The organism is Streptomyces drozdowiczii (genome assembly GCF_026167665.1).
GTDB lineage: Bacteria > Actinomycetota > Actinomycetes > Streptomycetales > Streptomycetaceae > Streptomyces > Streptomyces drozdowiczii_A.
In genome coordinates, this window is record NZ_CP098740.1 from 2,035,669 (window position 1) to 2,053,223 (window position 17,555).

Genomic DNA, 17,555 nt, shown 5'->3' on the forward strand with positions numbered 1-17,555 from the left:
CCGGTTCAGTGGCCGGTGGAGCCGCCGTTGTCCCTGCGGTCGAGGGCGCGCTGGAGGGCGGCGGCGGCAGCCCGCCGCTCCGACTCGGTCGGGCGGTGGGCGTGACGGACACGGCGGCGGGTGGTGGTCTCGGCCATGGTGGATCGACTCCTTGAGATCGCGAGGATTTCGAGATCGAACAGCGTGAGGTGATGTCGAGATCGTTGATTTCGAGGCGCCGGAAGGGGCGGGGAACGGGCGCCGCAGGGGTTGCCTGCGCAAGGGCGCGCGCTCTCGACCGCCAGTCGCTTGATCTAGCGAGACGTTCGGCTCCTACAAAGCTAGAACAGCCCGGCCGGTCTGTCTCCACAATTACTCGGACTTCCTACTATCTGAGACGGCGGTTTGCGCCGACTCATCTGCCGCTCATCCGCCGCTCGCCCGAAGATGCTGATCCGCACGGCCGCGTAGGGCCGGGCCGCGCGCGTACTCAGGCGTACTTGAGTACCCGGGCCGTGTCGAAAGAACGTGCGGCGCAAGAGAGTTGCGGTCATGAACGGCCTCTACGCTCTCAAGCCCTGGTACGCGGACCGGCTCTCCGGTGTCCGCGCCTCGCTGGTCCGCCGCGAGGTGTCGCCCGACACCCTCACCGCCGCCGGGGTGGCCGCCGCGGCCGGTGGAGCCGCCGCCCTGGCCTGGCTGCCCGCCCCGGTCGCCGCCCTGCCGGTCGCCGTCCTGCTCGCGGCGCGGCTCGCCTGCGCCAACCTGGACGGCGCGCTCGCCCGGGACACCGGCCGCACCACCCGGCGCGGCGCGGTCCTCAACGAGCTGGGCGACCGGGTCGCCGACCTCGTCGTGCTCGCCGGCTTCCTGGCGCTCGCCCCGCTCTGGCTGGTCGCGCTGGCCGGGCTCGCGACCACGCTGCCCTCCTGGGTGTCGCTGGCCGGGGCCGCCGCCGGGGCGCCCCGCCGCAACGGGGGCCCGGTCGGCAAGACCGAGCGCTGCCTGCTCGTGGTGGTCGCCGCCGCGAGCGGCTGGGCCGTCCCGGTCCTGGCCGTGATCGCGGCCGGGTCCCTGCTCACCGCCGCGCTCCGGCTGGCCGGCCTGTGGCGGGAGCTGGCATGAGCACCGTCCTGATCGCCGAGGAGGCCGCCGCCCGCGCGGTGCCGCTGGTCGCGGGTGTGCTGGGCGCGGGCGGGGTCGCCGTCGCGGTGCTGCCCGCGAAGGTGCGGATGCGCGCGGAGCTGCGCAGGCGGTGGCGGACCTGGGCGCTGGTAGCCCCGGTCTTCCTCGGCGCGTTCTTCCTGGGCGGCGGGGGCACCTACGCCCTGGCCGCCGGGCTCGGCGTGGTCGCGGCCGGGGAGTACGCCCGGATGGCGGGGCTGCGCCGGGGCGACCTGGCCGTCCTCGCGGTGGCGGCGGCCGTCCTGCCGGCCCTCGCCCGGCTCGCCCCGCAGGTGCTGGACCTGCGGGCGGCAGCCCTGCTGCTCGTCGCGGCGGCGCTCCCCTCCGTGCTGGGCGGCGACGACCGCACGGGCTTCACCCGCACCGCCCGGACCGCCTTCGGGCTGCTGTGGATACCGCTCGCGCTGACCGGCCTGGTGACGCTCGGGACACGGCGGTCGCGGTGGGCCTGGCGGTGGCGCTCGGGGACGTCGGCGCCTGGTGCGGCGGTACGGCGCTGGGGCGGCGCGGTCCGCTCGCCCGCCCGCTCTCGCCGCTCTCCCCGAACAAGACGTGGGCCGGGGTGCTGGGCGCGGCCGCCGCCACCGGGGCGCTGCTGCTGGTGCTGGGCGCGTTCAGCCCGGCGCTGTGGGCGGCGGTCGTCGGCGGCTGCGTGCTCGGCGACCTCGTCGAGTCCATGGTCAAGCGCGAGTCCGGGGTGAAGGACGCGGGCAGCTTGCTGCCGGGCTTCGGCGGCCTGCTCGACCGGATCGACTCCCTTCTGGTGGCCCTTCTCCTGGCGATGGTGATGACGTGACGCTGCCCGGAAGCACTCCTGTACGCACCCCCGGGGTCCTCCCGGTCCGCTCGCGGGTCGCGTCCGCCCTGCGGCGGGGCCTGTGGTGGGGCGTGCTCAGCCTCACCGGCGGGGTCGAGCGGCGCGGCCGACTGCCGCGCGGCGGCTGCGTGGTCGTCGCCAACCACAGCTCGCACGCGGACACGGCGGCGCTGCTGGCCGCGCTGGACGCCCGGCACGCCCCGGCGATCGGGGCGGCGGCGGACTACTGGTTCGCCTCCCCCTGGCGGCGCCGGATCTGCCGCAGGCTGGCGGCCGGCTTCCCGGTCCGGCGGGCGGGCGGCGGGATGGCTGACCTGCTGACGATGACCGGCGAGCTGCGCGAGGGCCGGGCGGTCGTGCTCTTCCCCGAGGGCACCCGCGCCGAGGACGGCACCCTCGGCTCGTTCCACAAGGGCGCGCTGGTCCTGGCCGAGAAGGCCGGGGTCCCGGTGGTGCCGGCGGGGATCGCGGGCACCGACCGGCTGCTGCCCAAGCACGGTCGGCTGCGCTCGTCCCTGGTCCGGGTGGCCATCGGTGCGCCGCTGCCCGCCGGGGTCTCCCCGGCGGCGGCCCGGGACGCGGTCCGGGAACTGCACGACCGTACGGCCGCCGAACCGCTGCGGGACTCCGCGGTGCGCAGGCGGGTGGCCTCGGTCGTCACGTCCCGGGTGGGGCCGCCGCTGGCCTTCTGCTGGGCGTTCGCGGAGGCGCTGAGCTGGCCGCTGATGCCGGAGCTGCTGCTCGGGGTGGTGTGCGTGGCGGTGCCGCGCGCAGCCCTGCGGATGTCGCTGGGCGCGCTGGCCGGGAGCCTGGCGGGCGGGCTGCTCGCGCTGCACCTGGCGGCGGCGGGCGTGCAGCCGCCTGCCCCGCTGACCACGGACCGGATGCGGGCGGAGGTGCGCGCGGAGCTGGCGGTGGAGGGTGCGCGGGCCGTCCGGCACCAGCCGTGGAACGGCATCCCGTTCAAGGTGTACGGGGCGGAGGCGGGCCGGGCCTCGGTGCCCGCCGGGGACTGGGTGGCCGCTTCGGCGGCGGCGCGGGGCGGGCGGACTCTCACGGTGGGGCTGGCCTTCGGCGCGTTCGGGCTGCTGCTGCGCCGCCACCGCCGGCTGTACGGGCGCTACCTGGCGCTGCTCGGCGGCGGCTTCGCGGTGGGACTCGGGCTGATCGTGCGCGGGTGGGGCTGAGCCGCGTATGGAAACCGCCCCCCGTCCGGCAGGGGAACCGGACGGGGGCGGGAATCGTGGGGGCGACGAGGCGCCCCGGGCTGGTCAGCCCTGGTGGGGTAGGTGTACTCGGTCGGCGGGACCAGGGTCTCCTTGATGGCCCGGGTGAGGGTCCAGCGCTGGAGGTTCTGGGGGGCGCCGGCCTTGTCGTTCGTACCCGAGGCACGGCCGCCGCCGAAGGGCTGCTGGCCGACGACGGCACCGGTCGACTTGTCGTTGATGTAGAAGTTGCCCGCGGCGTACCGCAGCTTCTCCATCGTGTACGCGGCCGCCGCGCGGTCGTTCGCGATGACGGAACCGGTCAGGGCGTAGTCGGAGACCGACTCCATCTGCTCCAGCATCGCGTCGTACTGCTCGTCCTCGTAGACGTGCACGGCGAGGATCGGGCCGAAGTACTCGGTCGTGAAGACCTCGTTCTCGGGGTCGGTGCACTCGATGACGGTCGGGCGGACGAAGTAGCCCACCGAGTCGTCGTAGGTGCCGCCCGCGACGATCGTGCACGCCGGGTCGGCGGCGGCGCGGTCGATCGCGGCCTTGTTCTTCGCGAAGGAGCGGTCGTCGATGACGGCGCCCATGAAGTGCGAGAGGTCGGTGACGTCGCCCATGGTGATGGAGTCGACCTCGGCCGCGAACGCCTCCTTGAAGCCCGAGTTCCAGATGGAGGCCGGGATGTAGGCGCGCGAGGTCGCCGAGCACTTCTGGCCCTGGTACTCGAAGGCGCCGCGGGTCAGCGCGGTCTTGAGGACCGCCCGGTCCGCCGAGGGGTGGGCGACGACGAAGTCCTTGCCGCCGGTCTCGCCGACGAGCCGCGGGTAGGTGCGGTAGTTGGCGATGTTGTTGCCGACGGTCTTCCACAGGTGCTGGAAGGTCGGGGTGGAGCCGGTGAAGTGGATGCCGGCCAGGTCGCGGTGGTTCAGGGCCACCTCGGAGACGGCGATGCCGTCGCCGGTCACCAGGTTGATGACGCCCTTGGGCAGACCGGCCTCCTCCAGCAGCTGCATCAGCAGCACGGCGGCGTGGGTCTGCGTCGGGGACGGCTTCCACACGACGACGTTGCCCATGAGGGCGGGCGCGGTCGGCAGGTTGGCGGCGATGGCCGAGAAGTTGAACGGCGTGATCGCGTAGACGAAGCCCTCCAGCGGGCGGTGGTCCATGCGGTTCCACACGCCCGGGGAGTTGGCCGGGGGCTGCTCGGCGAGGATCTGGCGCGCGTAGTGCACGTTGAAGCGCCAGAAGTCGACCAGCTCGCAGGGGCAGTCGATCTCGGCCTGCTGGGCGGTCTTGCCCTGGCCGAGCATGGTGGAGGCGGCCAGCGTCTCGCGCCACGGGCCGGACAGCAGCTCGGCGGCGCGCAGGATGATCGCGGCGCGGTCGTCGAAGGACATCGCGCGCCAGGCCGGGGCGGCGGCCAGGGCGGCGTCGATCGCGTCCTGGGCGTCCTGCTCGGTGGCGCCGGCGAAGGTGCCGATGACGGCCTTGTGGTTGTGGGGCTGAACGACGTCCACGCGCTCGCCGCCACCCATCCGCTTCTCGCCGCCGATGGTCATCGGCAGGTCGATGGGGTTCTCGCTGAGCTCCTTGAGCTTGGCCTCCAGGCGGGCGCGCTCCGGGGAGCCCGGGGCGTAGGAGTGGACCGGCTCGTTGACCGGCGCGGGGACCTGGGTCACAGCGTCCATGGTGTCCTTTGCTCCTTCAGTCAGTCGTGGGGAGGGGTGGAGGGGGTGCTCAGCCCTTGGTGAGGATGGAGCGGCCGAAGAACAGCAGGTTGGCCGGCTTCTCGGCGAGGCGGCGCATGAAGTACCCGTACCAGTCGGTGCCGTACGCGGTGTAGACACGCATGCGGTGGCCCTCGGCGGCGAGCCGGATGTGCTCGTCGCTGCGGATGCCGTACAGCATCTGGAACTCGTACTCGTCCAGCTTGCGCCCGGCCTGACGGCCCAGCTCCTGGGCGATGGCGATCAGCCGGGGGTCGTGGGACCCGATCATCGGGTAGCCCTCGCCCTGCATCAGGGTCTTCAGGATGCGGACGTACGCCTTGTCGATCTCGGCCTTGTCCTGGTACGCGACGGAGGCGGGCTCCTTGTAGGCGCCCTTCACGATGCGCACGCGGCTGCCGGCGTCGGCGAGGCGGCGGGCGTCCTCCTCGGTGCGGAAGAGGTACGCCTGGATGACGCAGCCGGTCTGCGGGAAGTCCTTCCGCAGCTCCTCGTGGATGGCGAACATCGAGTCGAGGGTGGTGTGGTCCTCGGCGTCCAGGGTGACCGTGGTGCCGATCGCGGCGGCGGCCTCGACGACCGGGCGCACGTTGGCGAGGGCCAGCTCGTGGCCGCCGTCCAGGGACTGGCCGAACATCGACAGCTTGACGGACATCTCCGCACGGGTGCCCAGGCCGAGGTCCTTGAGGCGCTCGATGAGCTCCAGGTAGGCGTCGCGCGCGGCGGCGGCCTGCTCGGGCGTGGTGATGTCCTCGCCGACGACGTCGAGGGTGACTTCGAGACCCTTGTCGGCGGCGTCCTCGATGACCGGGACGACCTGGTCGACCGTCTCACCGGCGATGAAGCGGTCCACGACCTGCTTGGTGCCGGGCGCGGCCGAGATGAACCGGCGCATCTTGTCGCTTCGCGACGCGGCGAGAATCACGGGACCCAGCACGGGGCACCTCCACGGAAAGTACGAACGAAGCCACACCGCCGTATATGCCGTGTCACGAACATAAGCGGTACAGCACGGAGAACCACCGTGAAATCTAAGGATCGCGCGGTTTCCCTGCCATCGACAGCTGCCACACATCCGTGGACTGGATCTCAGACATATGTCTGAAGGGGTGCGAGAATGGCCGGGTGAAGGGCGATTACCAGGAGCTGGTGGACGAGATCTCCGCGCTGCTCGGCGTCCCCGCGACGCTGGAGAACCGGGATTTCGGCCTGGTCGCCTTCGGGGCCCACGACAGCGACGACACCACGGCGATGGACCCGGTCCGCACCCGGTCGATCCTCACCCGCCGGTCCACCCCGGCGGTCCGCGCCTGGTTCGAGAACTTCGGCATCACCCGCGCCACCGGCCCCCTCCGCATCCCCGCCGCCCCCGAGGCCGGCGTCTACCGCGACCGCATCTGCCTGCCGGTACGCCATCGGGGTGTCGTGCTCGGTTACGTATGGCTGCTCGACGCCGACCCGGGGCCGACCGACCGCCAGCTCGACGCGGCGATGGACGTCGCCGCCCGGATCGGCGCGCTGCTGGCCGACGAGGAGCGGGCGGGCACCGACCTGTCCCGGGAGTTCGGCGCGGTGCTGGCCGCCGGGCGCGGCTGGCAGCGGGACATGGCGGTCGCCGCGCTCGCCGAGGCGCTGGGCCCGGACGCGGCGGGGCTGCACACCGTGGTCTGCGTGACCCCGTGGCCGGACGGCGCGCCCGCCGTGCGCACCGTCCCTTCGGCCGCCGCGCTGACCGGCGCCCCGCTGCCGGGCCGGGCCGGGCCGCCGGCCCTCGCGGCGCTGATCCGGCTGCGCTCGCCGGAGGTCCTGGACCCCGCGCTCACCGCGGCGGACCGGCTGCGCGCCACCGCCGGGGGACGGCCACCGCCGGGATCGCGGTGCCGCGCCGGGGCCTCGCGGAGCTGGCGGACGCCTGGCACGAGGCGTCGGCGGCGGCCCGTGCGGCGGCGGCGGAGAGCCGGTACGGCCCGGTCGCGGACTGGTCGGCCATCGGGCCGTACCGGACGCTGACCGCGCTCGCCCCGGACACCCCGCAGGACCCGGCGGTGCGCCTCCTGCTGACCCCGGTGCAGCGGGAGCTCGCCCGCACCGCGGAGGTGTTCCTGGACTGCGCGGGCCAGGCGTCCCGGACCGCCGCCGAGCTGGGCATCCACCGCCAGACGCTGTACTACCGCCTCTCCCGCGTCCAGCAGCTCACCGGACTCGACCTCAACGACGGCAAGGACCGGCTGCTGCTCCACATGGCCCTGAAGGCGGCCCGGCTCTGAGGGTCCGGCTCTGAGGGCTCAGCTCGCGGGGCCGCGGCCTTCCAGGACCAGCTTCAGGCCCTCCGTCAGGTCCTGGGCGGACGGGGCCGACTCGGGGTCCATCAGCCACTGGACCATGACCCCGGCCAGGAGGGCCTGGCAGAAGAGGCCGGCGACACGGGCGCGCTCCGGGTCGGTTTCGGGGTCGACGCCCATCATGGACTCGGCGAGTCCGTCGCGGCCGGCGCGCTGCGGTCCGATGAGGGCCTTGCGCAGCTCGGGGTCGGAGTCGATCCGGGAGATGACCTCCATCTGGAGCTGCCAGACGGCCCGGGTGTGCTCGTAGCTCCCGATGACCCGTTCCCAGGTCTCGCGGAACTGGTCGAGCGGCGCGGCCGGGACCTCCGGCTCGTCCGCGGGGCTCTCGAACCGTTCGCCCCACTCCTCGGTCAGCTTGATGAAGGCGAGGTTGAGCAGCGCGTCCTTGGAGCCGTAGTGGTAGCCGATGGAGGCGAGGTTCGTGCCCGACGCGGCCACGATGTCGCGCGCCGTGGTGCGCGCGTACCCCTTCTCCAGCAGGCAGCGCTTGGCGCCTTCGAGCAGATCCTCACGATGTCCCATGACAGCAGCGTACCCGGCATGCAGACATTTGTGTAAGACGCGTGTCTATATGCCGGGTACGGGCGGGACCCCTGGGGTCCGTGAGGTCGGGCGGGACGGTCAGTCGGTGAGGTTCACCGAGCGGGCCGAGGCGGCGCCGATCTCCGAGGAGATCTCGGTCAGCACGGCCGCCGGGACGTCGTCGTCCACGGTGAGGACGACCAGCGCCTCGCCGCCCACGTCGGCGCGGGAGACCTGCATGCCCGCGATGTTCAGACCGGCCTCGCCGAGGATGCGGCCGACCGTGCCGACGACGCCGGGGCGGTCCTCGTAACGCAGCACGATCATGTGGTCGGCGAGCGCCAGGTCCACGTCGTGCTCGCCGATCGCGACGATCTTCTGGAGGTGCTTCGGGCCGGCCAGCGTGCCGGAGACGGCGACCTCCTGGCCGTCGGAGAGGGTGCCCCGGACGGTGACCACGTTGCGGTGCTCGGGCGACTCGGAGCTGGTGGTGAGGCGCACCTCGACCCCGCGCTCCTGGGCGAACAGCGGAGCGTTCACGTACGACACGGTCTCGTCCACGACGTCCTCGAACACGCCCTTGAGCGCGGAGAGTTCGAGCACCTTGACGTCGTGCTGGGTGATCTCGCCGTAGACCTCGACGTCGAGGCGGGCGGCGACCTCGCCGGCCAGCGCGGTGAAGATCCGGCCCAGCTTCTCGGCGAGCGGGAGGCCCGGGCGCACGTCCTCGGCGATGACGCCGCCCTGGACGTTGACCGCGTCCGGGACCAGCTCACCGGCGAGCGCGAGGCGCACGGACTTGGCGACCGCGATGCCCGCCTTCTCCTGGGCCTCGTCGGTGGAGGCGCCGAGGTGCGGGGTGCAGACGACCTGGTCGAACTGGAAGAGCGGGGAGTCCGTGCAGGGCTCCTTCGCGTACACGTCGAGGCCGGCGCCGGCGACGCGGCCCTCCTTGAGCGCGGAGGCGAGCGCCTCCTCGTCCACGATGCCGCCGCGCGCGGCGTTGACGATGCGCACGGTGGGCTTCACCTTGTGCAGCGCCTCGTCGCCGATCAGGCCCAGCGTCTCCGGGGTCTTCGGGAGGTGCACGGTGATGAAGTCGGAGACCTCCAGCAGCTCGTCCAGGGAGAGGAGCTTGACGCCCATCTGCGCGGCGCGGGCCGGCTGCACATAGGGGTCGTAGGCGACGATCTTCATGCCGAAGGCGGACATGCGCTGGGCGACCAGGACGCCGATGCGGCCGAGGCCGACGACGCCGAGGGTCTTCTCGCTCAGCTCGACGCCGGTGTACTTCGAGCGCTTCCACTCGCCGTTCTTGAGGGCGGTGTTGGCCTGCGGGATGTGGCGCGCGGTGGCCACGAGGAGGCCGCAGGCCAGCTCGGCGGCGGTGACGATGTTGGAGGTCGGGGCGTTCACGACCATGACGCCGGCCTTGGTGGCGGCGGAGACGTCGACGTTGTCCAGACCGACGCCCGCGCGGGCGACGACCTTCAGCTTGTTCGCGGCGGCGATGGCCTCGGCGTCGACCTTGGTGGCGGACCGCACCAGGATGGCGTCGACGTCGGCGATGGCGGGGATGAGCTCGGCGCGGTCCGCGCCGTTGCAGTGCCGGATCTCGAAGTCCGGGCCCAGGGCGTCCACCGTGGCGGGCGACAGCTCTTCAGCGATGAGTACGACAGGTTTCGAGCTCACGTAAGTCCTCACAGATCCAGTGCGGACGGCCGTCCCGACGGCCGCAGGCGTGGAGGGGCTTGCCGCGTGGAAGACGCACGACACTGTGGGCCTGACGCGTGTATGTGGAGCAGTGTAGTCATGCGCGAGACCCCGATCAGCGCCCCTTCGGAAGGATCACCCGCACGAGTGCGTGGGCGCCGGGGGCAGGCTGACCCGCCCCGGCGCGGGGGTGTTACGCGTCCTCGTCGTTGACCCAGCTCATGAGCTTGCGCAGCTCACGGCCCGTGGTCTCCAGCAGGTGGTCGCCGTCCGCCTTCTTGTACTCGTTGTACTTCGGCAGACCGTTGTGGTACTCCGCCATCCAGTTCTTGGCGAACGTGCCGTCCTGGATCTCCGCGAGAACCTTCTTCATCTCCGCCTTCGTGGCGTCCGTGATGATCCGCGGACCGGTCACGTAGTCACCCCACTCGGCGGTCTCCGAGATCGACCAGCGCATCTTCTCCAGACCGCCCTCGTACATCAGGTCCACAATGAGCTTCAGCTCGTGCAGGCACTCGAAGTACGCGATCTCCGGCTGGTAACCGGCCTCCGTCAGCGTCTCGAAACCGGCCTTCACCAGAGCGGCCGTACCACCGCAGAGAACGGCCTGCTCACCGAAGAGATCCGTCTCCGTCTCCTCCGTGAACGTCGTCTTGATCACCCCGGCACGGGTGCCGCCGATGCCCTTCGCGTACGACAGGGCGAGCGCCAGGCCGTTGCCCGTGGCGTCCTGCTCCACCGCCACGATGCACGGAACACCGCGGCCCTCCTCGTACTGGCGGCGGACCAGGTGGCCCGGGCCCTTCGGGGCGACCATGCAGACATCGACATCGGCCGGCGGCTTGATGAAGTCGAAGCGGATGTTCAGGCCGTGGCCGAAGAACAGCGCGTCACCCTTCTTGAGGTTGTCCTTGATGGACTCCTCGTAGACCTGGGCCTGGATCGGGTCCGGGACCAGGATCATGATGACGTCCGCCTCGGCCGCGGCCTCGGACGGCGTCACCACACGCAGGCCCTGCTCCTCGGCCTTCGCCTTGGACTTCGAACCCTCGTGCAGACCGACACGGACGTCGACACCCGAGTCACGCAGCGACAGCGCATGGGCGTGGCCCTGGCTGCCGTAACCGATGACCGCGACCTTGCGGCCCTGGATGATGGACAGGTCGGCATCGTCGTCGTAGAACAGCTCGGCCACTGGGTCTTCTCCTTGGTGTGCAGGTGTTGCGTCCCACCGTACGGCGGGGTGCGTCGATGAAGTTTTCGGGTCTCGCCATACGAGCGGGCGGCGGGACCTCTGGCTTTACGCCGAGCGGTCGAGGGCGCGCAGGGACCGGTCGGTGATCGAGCGCGCGCCGCGCCCTATGGCGATGGTGCCGGACTGGACGAGCTCCTTGATGCCGTACTGCTCCAGCATCTTGAGCATCGCCTCCAGCTTGTCGGCGCCGCCGGTCGCCTCGATCGTGACGGCCTCGGGCGAGACGTCGACGGTCTTGGCGCGGAACAGCTGGACGATCTCGACGATCTGGGAGCGGGTCTCGTTGTCTGCGCGGACCTTCACCAGGACGAGCTCGCGCTGGATCGCAGCGGACGGCTCGAGTTCGACGATCTTGAGGACGTTGACCAGCTTGTTGAGCTGCTTGGTGACCTGCTCCAGGGGCAGGTCCTCGACGTTCACGACGATGGTGATGCGCGAGATGTCGGGGTGTTCGGTGGTACCGACCGCGAGCGAGTCGATGTTGAAGCCGCGGCGGGAGAACAGGGCGGTGATCCGGGCCAGGACGCCGGGCTTGTTCTCGACCAGGACGGAGAGCGTGTGCTTGGTGGACATGGAAGTCGGTCTCTCTCTGTCTCTCAGTCGTCTTCGTTGTCGCCGAAGTCGGGACGGACGCCCCGGGCGGCCATGACCTCGTCGTTGGAGGTGCCGGCGGCGACCATCGGCCACACCATGGCGTCCTCGTGGACGATGAAGTCGACGACGACCGGGCGGTCGTTGATCGCGTTGGCCTCGGCGATGACCTTGTCCAGGTCGGCCGGGTCCTCGCAGCGGATGGCGTGGCAGCCCATCGCCTCGGAGAGCTTCACGAAGTCCGGGATGCGGGTGCCCTTGTTGGGCGGGGTCTCGCCGTCCGGGCCGGCGTGCAGCACGGTGTTGGAATACCGCTGGTTGTAGAACAGGGTCTGCCACTGGCGGACCATCCCGAGCGCGCCGTTGTTGATGATGGCGATCTTGACCGGGATGTTGTTCAGGGCGCAGGTGGTGAGCTCCTGATTGGTCATCTGGAAGCAGCCGTCGCCGTCGATCGCCCAGACCGTGCGGTCGGGCATGCCGGCCTTGGCGCCCATCGCGGCGGGGACCGCGTAGCCCATGGTCCCGGCGCCGCCGGAGTTGAGCCAGGTGGCGGGCTGCTCGTACTGGATGAAGTGCGAGGCCCACATCTGGTGCTGGCCGACGCCCGCGGCGAAGATCGTGTCCGGCGGGGCGAGTTCGCCGATGCGCTGGATGACCTGCTGCGGCGAGAGGCTGCCGTCCTCGGGGAGGTCGTAGCCGAGCGGGTAGGTCTCGCGCCAGCGGTTGAGGTCCTTCCACCAGGCGCTGTAGTCGCCGGTGTTGCCCTCGGTGTGCTCAGCCTGGACGGCCTGGACGAGGTCGGCGATGACCTCGCGGGCGTCGCCCACGATCGGGACGTCGGCGGCGCGGTTCTTGCCGATCTCCGCCGGGTCGATGTCCGCGTGGACGATCTTGGCGTACGGGGCGAAGCTGTCCAGCTTGCCGGTGACGCGGTCGTCGAAGCGGGCGCCGAGGGCGACGATCAGGTCGGCCTTCTGGAGCGCGGTGACGGCGGTGACCGCACCGTGCATCCCGGGCATTCCGACGTGCAGCGGGTGGCTGTCGGGGAAGGAGCCGAGCGCCATCAGGGTGGTGGTGACGGGCGCTCCGGTCAGCTCGGCCAGCACCTTGAGTTCGGCGGTGGCCCCGGCCTTCATGACGCCGCCGCCCACGTAGAGCACCGGGCGCTTGGCCTGGGTGATGAGCTTGGCGGCCTCGCGGATCTGCTTGGCGTGCGGCTTGGTCACCGGGCGGTAGCCGGGCAGGTCCATGACCGGCGGCCAGCTGAAGGTGGTCTTCGCCTGGAGCGCGTCCTTGGCGATGTCGACGAGGACCGGGCCCGGGCGGCCGGAGGCGGCGATGTGGAACGCCTCGGCGATGGTGTGCGGGATGTCCTCGGCCTTGGTGACCAGGAAGTTGTGCTTCGTGACCGGCATCGTGATGCCGCAGATGTCCGCCTCCTGGAAGGCGTCCGTGCCGATGGCGGCGGAGGCCACCTGGCCGGTGATCGCGACGATCGGCACCGAGTCCAGGTACGCGTCGGCGATCGGGGTGACCAGGTTGGTGGCGCCGGGGCCCGAGGTGGCCATGCAGACCCCGACCTTGCCGGTGGCCTGCGCGTAACCGGTGGCCGCGTGGCCCGCGCCCTGCTCGTGGCGGACCAGGACGTGACGGACGCGCTGCGAGTCCATCATCGGGTCGTACGCCGGAAGGATCGCGCCGCCGGGAATGCCGAATACCGTGTCGGCGCCCACCTCTTCGAGGGAACGGATGAGGGACTGCGCACCCGTGACGTGCTCAACGGTGGCGGAGGGCGATCCGCCGGTACGGGCCCGCGGCTGGGGATGGTGGGCCCCGGTGGCCTGCTCGGTCATCGGCATTCTCTTCTCGAAGCTGAGGTTTTTGCGAGTGTTTTACGACGTTTTGCCTGGTCCGGTGCAACAAAAAACCCCTCGTGCCGTGAGGCAAGCGAGGGGAGCGCGCCGGTGCGGTCCGCAGAGTGTCATGGAGGGACCCTGCTTCAGCCGACGCGCTTTCCAAGTACGAGAATTCGGGTGCGCATGGCATTGACCCTCTCTCCGACGCACGCGGGGTGTCAAGTGGGTGGGACGGGTGTCTCACCATGTGAGCGGCTGAGCGACGGGATCGGGCCGCCCGTGAGGACCTTCTGCGCGGGCACCCCGGCGGGCACCGGGAAGGTGCCCCGGACCAGGGCGCGGCGCAGCCGGTACTCGTCCAGCGGCCCCGAGAAGGCCGCGCCCTGGCCGTGCGTACAGCCCATGGCGCGCAGGGCGAGGACCTGCTCCGGGACGTCCACGCCGTCGGCCACGGACTGCATGCCCAGGTCGCAGGCGATCCTGAGCAGCCCGCTGGTGATCTTGTGCAGCCGGGCCGACTCCACGACGCCCTCCACCAGGCCCCGGTCCAGCTTGAGCACGTCGATGGGGAGGCGGCGCAGGGCGTTGATCGCGGCGTAGCCGCTGCCGAAGCCGTCGAGCGCGATCCGGACGCCCAGGCGGCGCAGCGCGGCCAGCCGCTGTTCCAGGTCCTCGAAGGGGACCCGGGGGTCGCTGTCCGCCACCTCGATCATGAGCGCCCCCGAGGGCAGCCCGTAGCGCGTGAGCAGCGCCTCGACCGAGCCGGCCGGGAAGCTCCGGTCGAGCAGCCGGCGGGCCGGGAGGCGGACGGACACCGCGGTCCGGTGGCCCGCCCCGGCCCGGTCGGCGGCCTGCTCGACGGCCTCTTCGAGGAGCCAGCGGCCCAGCTCGGCGGTGCGGTCGCCGTCCTCGGAGATCCGCAGGAACTCGGCGGGCGTGAACAGGATGCCCTGGGCGGAGCGCCAGCGGGCCTGGGCGGCGACGGCGGCGACCCGGCCGGTGGCGAGGTGGACCACGGGCTGGTGGAGGAGCGCGAACTCGCCGTCGCGCAGGGCGCCGCGCAGCCGGGTCGCCAGCTCGGAGCGGCGGACCACGTCGGCCTGCATCTGCGGGGCGTACAGCTCGACGCGGTTCTTGCCGCCGGCCTTGGCGCGGTACATGGCGAGGTCCGCGTTGCGCATGAGGTCGTTGGGGGTGATGCCGGGCTCCGCGAAGGCGACGCCGATGGAGGCGGTGACGCGTACCTCGCCGTCGCCGACGCGGTACGGCTCGGAGAGCGTGAGGCGCAGCCGGTCGGCGATCTCGTGGACCTGGCACTCGCGGGCGTCCTGCTCGCGGCCGGCGTCACCGACGATGAGGGCGGCGAACTCGTCGCCGCCGAGGCGGGCGGCGGTGTCCCCGGAGCGGACGGACTCGTGGAGGCGGCGGGCGGCCTGGACGAGCAGTTCGTCGCCCGCCTGGTGGCCGAGCCGGTCGTTGGCCGCCTTGAAGCCGTCCAGGTCGATGAAGAGGACGGCGGTGCCCGCGTCCCCGGCGCGGCGGCCGGAGAGCGCCTGGCGGACCCGGGTAGTGAACAGGGCCCGGTTGGGCAGGTCGGTGAGCGGGTCGTGCTCGGCGTTGTGCTGCAACTGGGCCTGGAGGCGGACGCGTTCGGTGACGTCCCGGCTGTTGAGGATCAGGCCGCCCTGGTGCCGGTTGACGGTGGACTCGACGTTGAGCCAGTCGCCGGAGCCGGACCGGAAGCGGCACTCGATGCGGGTGGTGGGCTCCTCGCCGGGCGGGGCGGCGAGGAAGCGGCGGACCTCGTGGACGACGCGGCCGAGGTCGTCGGGGTGGATGATCGAGGACAGCTCGGCGCCGACCAGCTCGTCCGGGTCGCGCCCGTAGACCCCGGCGGCGGCGGGGCTGACGTAGCGCAGGACGCCGCTGGGGGCGGCGATCATGATGACGTCGCTGGAGCCCTGCACCAGGGAGCGGAAGTGGTTCTCCTTCTGCGCCAGCTCCTGGGTGAGGGCGATGTTGTCGAGGAGCATGATGCCCTGGCGGACGACGAGCGCGAGGACCACCGTGCACCCGGTGAGGACGACGACGCGGTCCACCCGGCGGCCCTCGATCACGTTGTACAGGATGCCCAGGGTGCAGACGGCCGCGGCGAGATACGGGGTCAGCGCGGCCAGCGAGCCGGCGATGGGGCGGCCGGCGGTGCCCGGGGCGGCCGGGTCGTCGTGCCCGCCCTCGGCCTGGACAGCGTTGTCCGCGTCGCGCGCGGCGCCCCAGGGGCGTACGCGAGGAGCAGCGAGCCGGCGAACCAGCCGGCGTCGAGCAACTGGCCGGAGTGGTAGGTCTGCCGGAGCAGCGGCGAGGTGAACAGGGCGTCGCACAGCACGGTCAGGGCGAGCGCGGCGATGGCGGTGTTCACCGCGGCGCGGTTGACGCTGGAGCGCCGGAAGTGCAGGGCGAGGACCATCGAGACGAGCACGATGTCGAGCAGCGGGTAGGCCAGCGAGAGCGCGGCGCGGGCCACGCTGTCGCCCTCGATGTCCGCGACGTGCGCGGTGTGGGCGAGGGCGAGGCTCCAGGACAGGGTGAGCAGCGAGCCGCCGATCAGCCAGGAGTCGAGCGCCAGGCAGACCCAGCCGGCGCGGGTGACGGGCCGCTTGGCGAGGACGAGGAGTCCGACGATGGCGGGCGGCGCGAAGCAGAGGAAGAAGACGTCGGCGAGCGACGGGCTCGGGACCCGGACCGCGCGCACGCACTCGTACCAGCCCCAGACGGCGTTACCGCCGGCGGCCATCAGCGAGGAGAGCGCGAACAGCAGCCAGGCCGGGCGGAATCGCGGGTCGGCGACGCGGGCGAAGAGGAAGCAGGAGACGGCGGCGGCGAGGGCGGCGGCGCTGAGGCCGAAGTCCCCCATGAGCAGGGCGACCCGGTCCGAGCCCCAGCCGGTGGCCGCGCCCACCGCGTAACCGCCGCTGACGAGGCCGAGGACGAGCTGCGGGAGCAGCGCGGAGGTGCGGCCCGCCCCGGACTGCCGGGCGAGGAACGCTCCGCGGGTGCTCACCGGGGCGCTCACCGCGGCCCTCCCGAGGTGCCCGGCCGGCTGCGGCGCCGGTTCACCGGGCCCTCCGCGCGCCGTCGTCGGCTCCGTCGTGTCGGATCGTTCGCCCATCGGCCGTCCATCGCCCGTCGCCCCCTCGCGTGTGGCTGGCTCCCCGGCGCCGTCCCTGCCACGGCGCGACACCCCTTTCGGGACGATACACCAGACTCGTCACTCAGGGACATAGTTCCTCTACTCTCCGTGACGACCTGCGGTGTTGTGGCCACGGAGGGGAGCCGGACGTGCCCGTTGCGTGGTCAGCCGGTGGTGCGGACGACGTTGTCCAGCGGCTGCCCCGCGGCGAAGCGGGTGAGCTGTCCGGCGATCAGCCGCTTGGCGCGCGGCAGGAACGCGGAGGTGCTGCCGCCGACGTGCGGCGTGATGAGGACGTTCGGAGCATGCCAGAGGGGATGGCCGGAAGGCAGCGGTTCCGGGTCGGTGACGTCGAGGGCGGCGCGCAGCCTGCCGGACTCGAGTTCGGACAACAGGGCCTTGGTGTCGACCACTCCGCCCCGGGCGACGTTCACCAGGAGCGCCCCGTCGCGCATCGCGGCGAGGAACTCCGCGCCCACCAGCCCCTGGGTGGAGGGGTTCAACGGGGTGGAGAGGACGACCACATCGGCCTCGGGCAGCAGGGCCGGCAGGTCGTCGAGTGTGTGTACGGGGCCGCGTGCGGTTGTCCGTGCGGAGCGCGCGACGCGTGCGACCCGCGCGCACTCGAACGGCGCGAGCCGGTCCTCGATGGCCGAGCCGATCGATCCGTACCCCACGATCAGCACGGACTTGTCGGCGAGCGCCGGGTAGAAGCCGGACCGCCACTCCTCGTCGTCCTGGCCGTGCATGAAGCCGGGGAACCCGCGCAGCGAGGCCAGGATCAGCGCGAGGGCCAGCTCGGCGGTGGACGCCTCGTGGACGCCCTTGGCGTTGCACACCCGCACGCCCGCGTGGAGTCCGGCGAGGCCGGGCTCGACGTGGTCGGTGCCCGCGGACAGCGTCTGCACGACCTGGACGCGGCTCATCGCACCGAGCGGGCGGACCGCGACCTCCATGCCCTTCATGTAGGGGACGACGTAGTAGGCGCAGTCGGCGGGGTCGGCCGGGTAGTCCTTCCCGCCGTCCCAGAAGTGGTACGTCAGGCCCTCGGGAAGGCCGTCGATCTCGTCGGCCGGGAGGGGCAGCCAGACCTCGGGGGCGGGGGCGGAGCGCGTGGTGGAAGTCATGGTCAGGAGGCTATGCGAAGCCCTCCCAGGC

Annotated in this window: 10 protein-coding genes and 4 pseudogenes; 4 read left to right on the top strand and 10 right to left on the bottom strand. The window is 72.1% G+C overall.

The window, feature by feature from the left end; all coding sequences use genetic code 11:
- Positions 1 to 5: 5 nt before the first annotated feature.
- Positions 6 to 137, bottom strand: a complete 132-nt coding sequence (locus tag NEH16_RS09005; RefSeq protein ID WP_265540900.1) for a hypothetical protein — start codon at positions 135 to 137, stop codon at positions 6 to 8.
- A 394-nt stretch (positions 138 to 531) separates the two neighbouring features.
- On the opposite strand from NEH16_RS09005, the gene NEH16_RS09010 reads away from it, so the two are divergent.
- The 3 genes and pseudogenes from NEH16_RS09010 (at position 532) to NEH16_RS09020 (ending at position 3,168) form a co-directional block, all read left to right on the top strand.
- The gene (locus NEH16_RS09010; RefSeq protein WP_265540902.1) at positions 532 to 1,104 is read left to right on the top strand and encodes a CDP-alcohol phosphatidyltransferase family protein; all 573 of its coding nucleotides are present in this window, start codon (positions 532 to 534) and stop codon (positions 1,102 to 1,104) included.
- A pseudogene (locus tag NEH16_RS33655) lies at positions 1,101 to 1,960 on the top strand (phosphatidate cytidylyltransferase). Before NEH16_RS09010 ends, NEH16_RS33655 begins: the two are co-directional and overlap by 4 nt.
- Positions 1,957 to 3,168: a lysophospholipid acyltransferase family protein gene (locus NEH16_RS09020; RefSeq protein WP_265540904.1), complete on the top strand. Its 1,212-nt coding sequence runs from the start codon at positions 1,957 to 1,959 to the stop codon at positions 3,166 to 3,168. Before NEH16_RS33655 ends, NEH16_RS09020 begins: the two are co-directional and overlap by 4 nt.
- A 95-nt stretch (positions 3,169 to 3,263) precedes the next feature.
- Here the strand turns inward: NEH16_RS09020 and pruA are convergent.
- Positions 3,264 to 4,883 (bottom strand): annotated as a pseudogene (gene pruA, locus NEH16_RS09025) (L-glutamate gamma-semialdehyde dehydrogenase); the annotation flags it as partial.
- 49 nt (positions 4,884 to 4,932) lie between these two features.
- Positions 4,933 to 5,859: a proline dehydrogenase family protein gene (locus NEH16_RS09030; RefSeq protein WP_265540906.1), complete on the bottom strand. Its 927-nt coding sequence runs from the start codon at positions 5,857 to 5,859 to the stop codon at positions 4,933 to 4,935.
- 188 nt (positions 5,860 to 6,047) lie between these two features.
- Here NEH16_RS09030 and NEH16_RS09035 point away from each other — a divergent pair.
- Positions 6,048 to 7,189, top strand: a pseudogene (locus NEH16_RS09035) (PucR family transcriptional regulator).
- 18 nt (positions 7,190 to 7,207) lie between these two features.
- Here NEH16_RS09035 and NEH16_RS09040 read toward each other — a convergent pair.
- From NEH16_RS09040 to NEH16_RS09070, 7 genes and pseudogenes are all read right to left on the bottom strand, one after another.
- Positions 7,208 to 7,789: a TetR/AcrR family transcriptional regulator gene (locus tag NEH16_RS09040; protein WP_265540908.1), complete on the bottom strand. Its 582-nt coding sequence runs from the start codon at positions 7,787 to 7,789 to the stop codon at positions 7,208 to 7,210.
- Between the two features lie 99 nt (positions 7,790 to 7,888).
- On the bottom strand, positions 7,889 to 9,481 hold the full coding sequence (gene serA / locus NEH16_RS09045; RefSeq protein WP_073963816.1) for a phosphoglycerate dehydrogenase: 1,593 nt from the start codon (positions 9,479 to 9,481) through the stop codon (positions 7,889 to 7,891).
- A gap of 214 nt (positions 9,482 to 9,695) precedes the next feature.
- On the bottom strand, positions 9,696 to 10,697 hold the full coding sequence (ilvC, locus tag NEH16_RS09050) for a ketol-acid reductoisomerase (RefSeq protein WP_164637845.1): 1,002 nt from the start codon (positions 10,695 to 10,697) through the stop codon (positions 9,696 to 9,698).
- A gap of 105 nt (positions 10,698 to 10,802) precedes the next feature.
- Positions 10,803 to 11,330, bottom strand: a complete 528-nt coding sequence (gene ilvN, locus NEH16_RS09055; protein WP_018102507.1) for an acetolactate synthase small subunit — start codon at positions 11,328 to 11,330, stop codon at positions 10,803 to 10,805.
- Positions 11,331 to 11,353: 23 nt separating this feature from the next.
- Positions 11,354 to 13,210, bottom strand: a complete 1,857-nt coding sequence (locus tag NEH16_RS09060) for an acetolactate synthase large subunit (protein WP_073963818.1) — start codon at positions 13,208 to 13,210, stop codon at positions 11,354 to 11,356.
- A gap of 215 nt (positions 13,211 to 13,425) precedes the next feature.
- Positions 13,426 to 16,268, bottom strand: a pseudogene (locus tag NEH16_RS09065) (putative bifunctional diguanylate cyclase/phosphodiesterase).
- Between the two features lie 293 nt (positions 16,269 to 16,561).
- Positions 16,562 to 17,524, bottom strand: coding sequence for a 2-hydroxyacid dehydrogenase (locus tag NEH16_RS09070; RefSeq protein ID WP_265540914.1), 963 nt, complete (start codon positions 17,522 to 17,524; stop codon positions 16,562 to 16,564).
- Between the last annotated feature and the right edge of the window lie 31 nt (positions 17,525 to 17,555).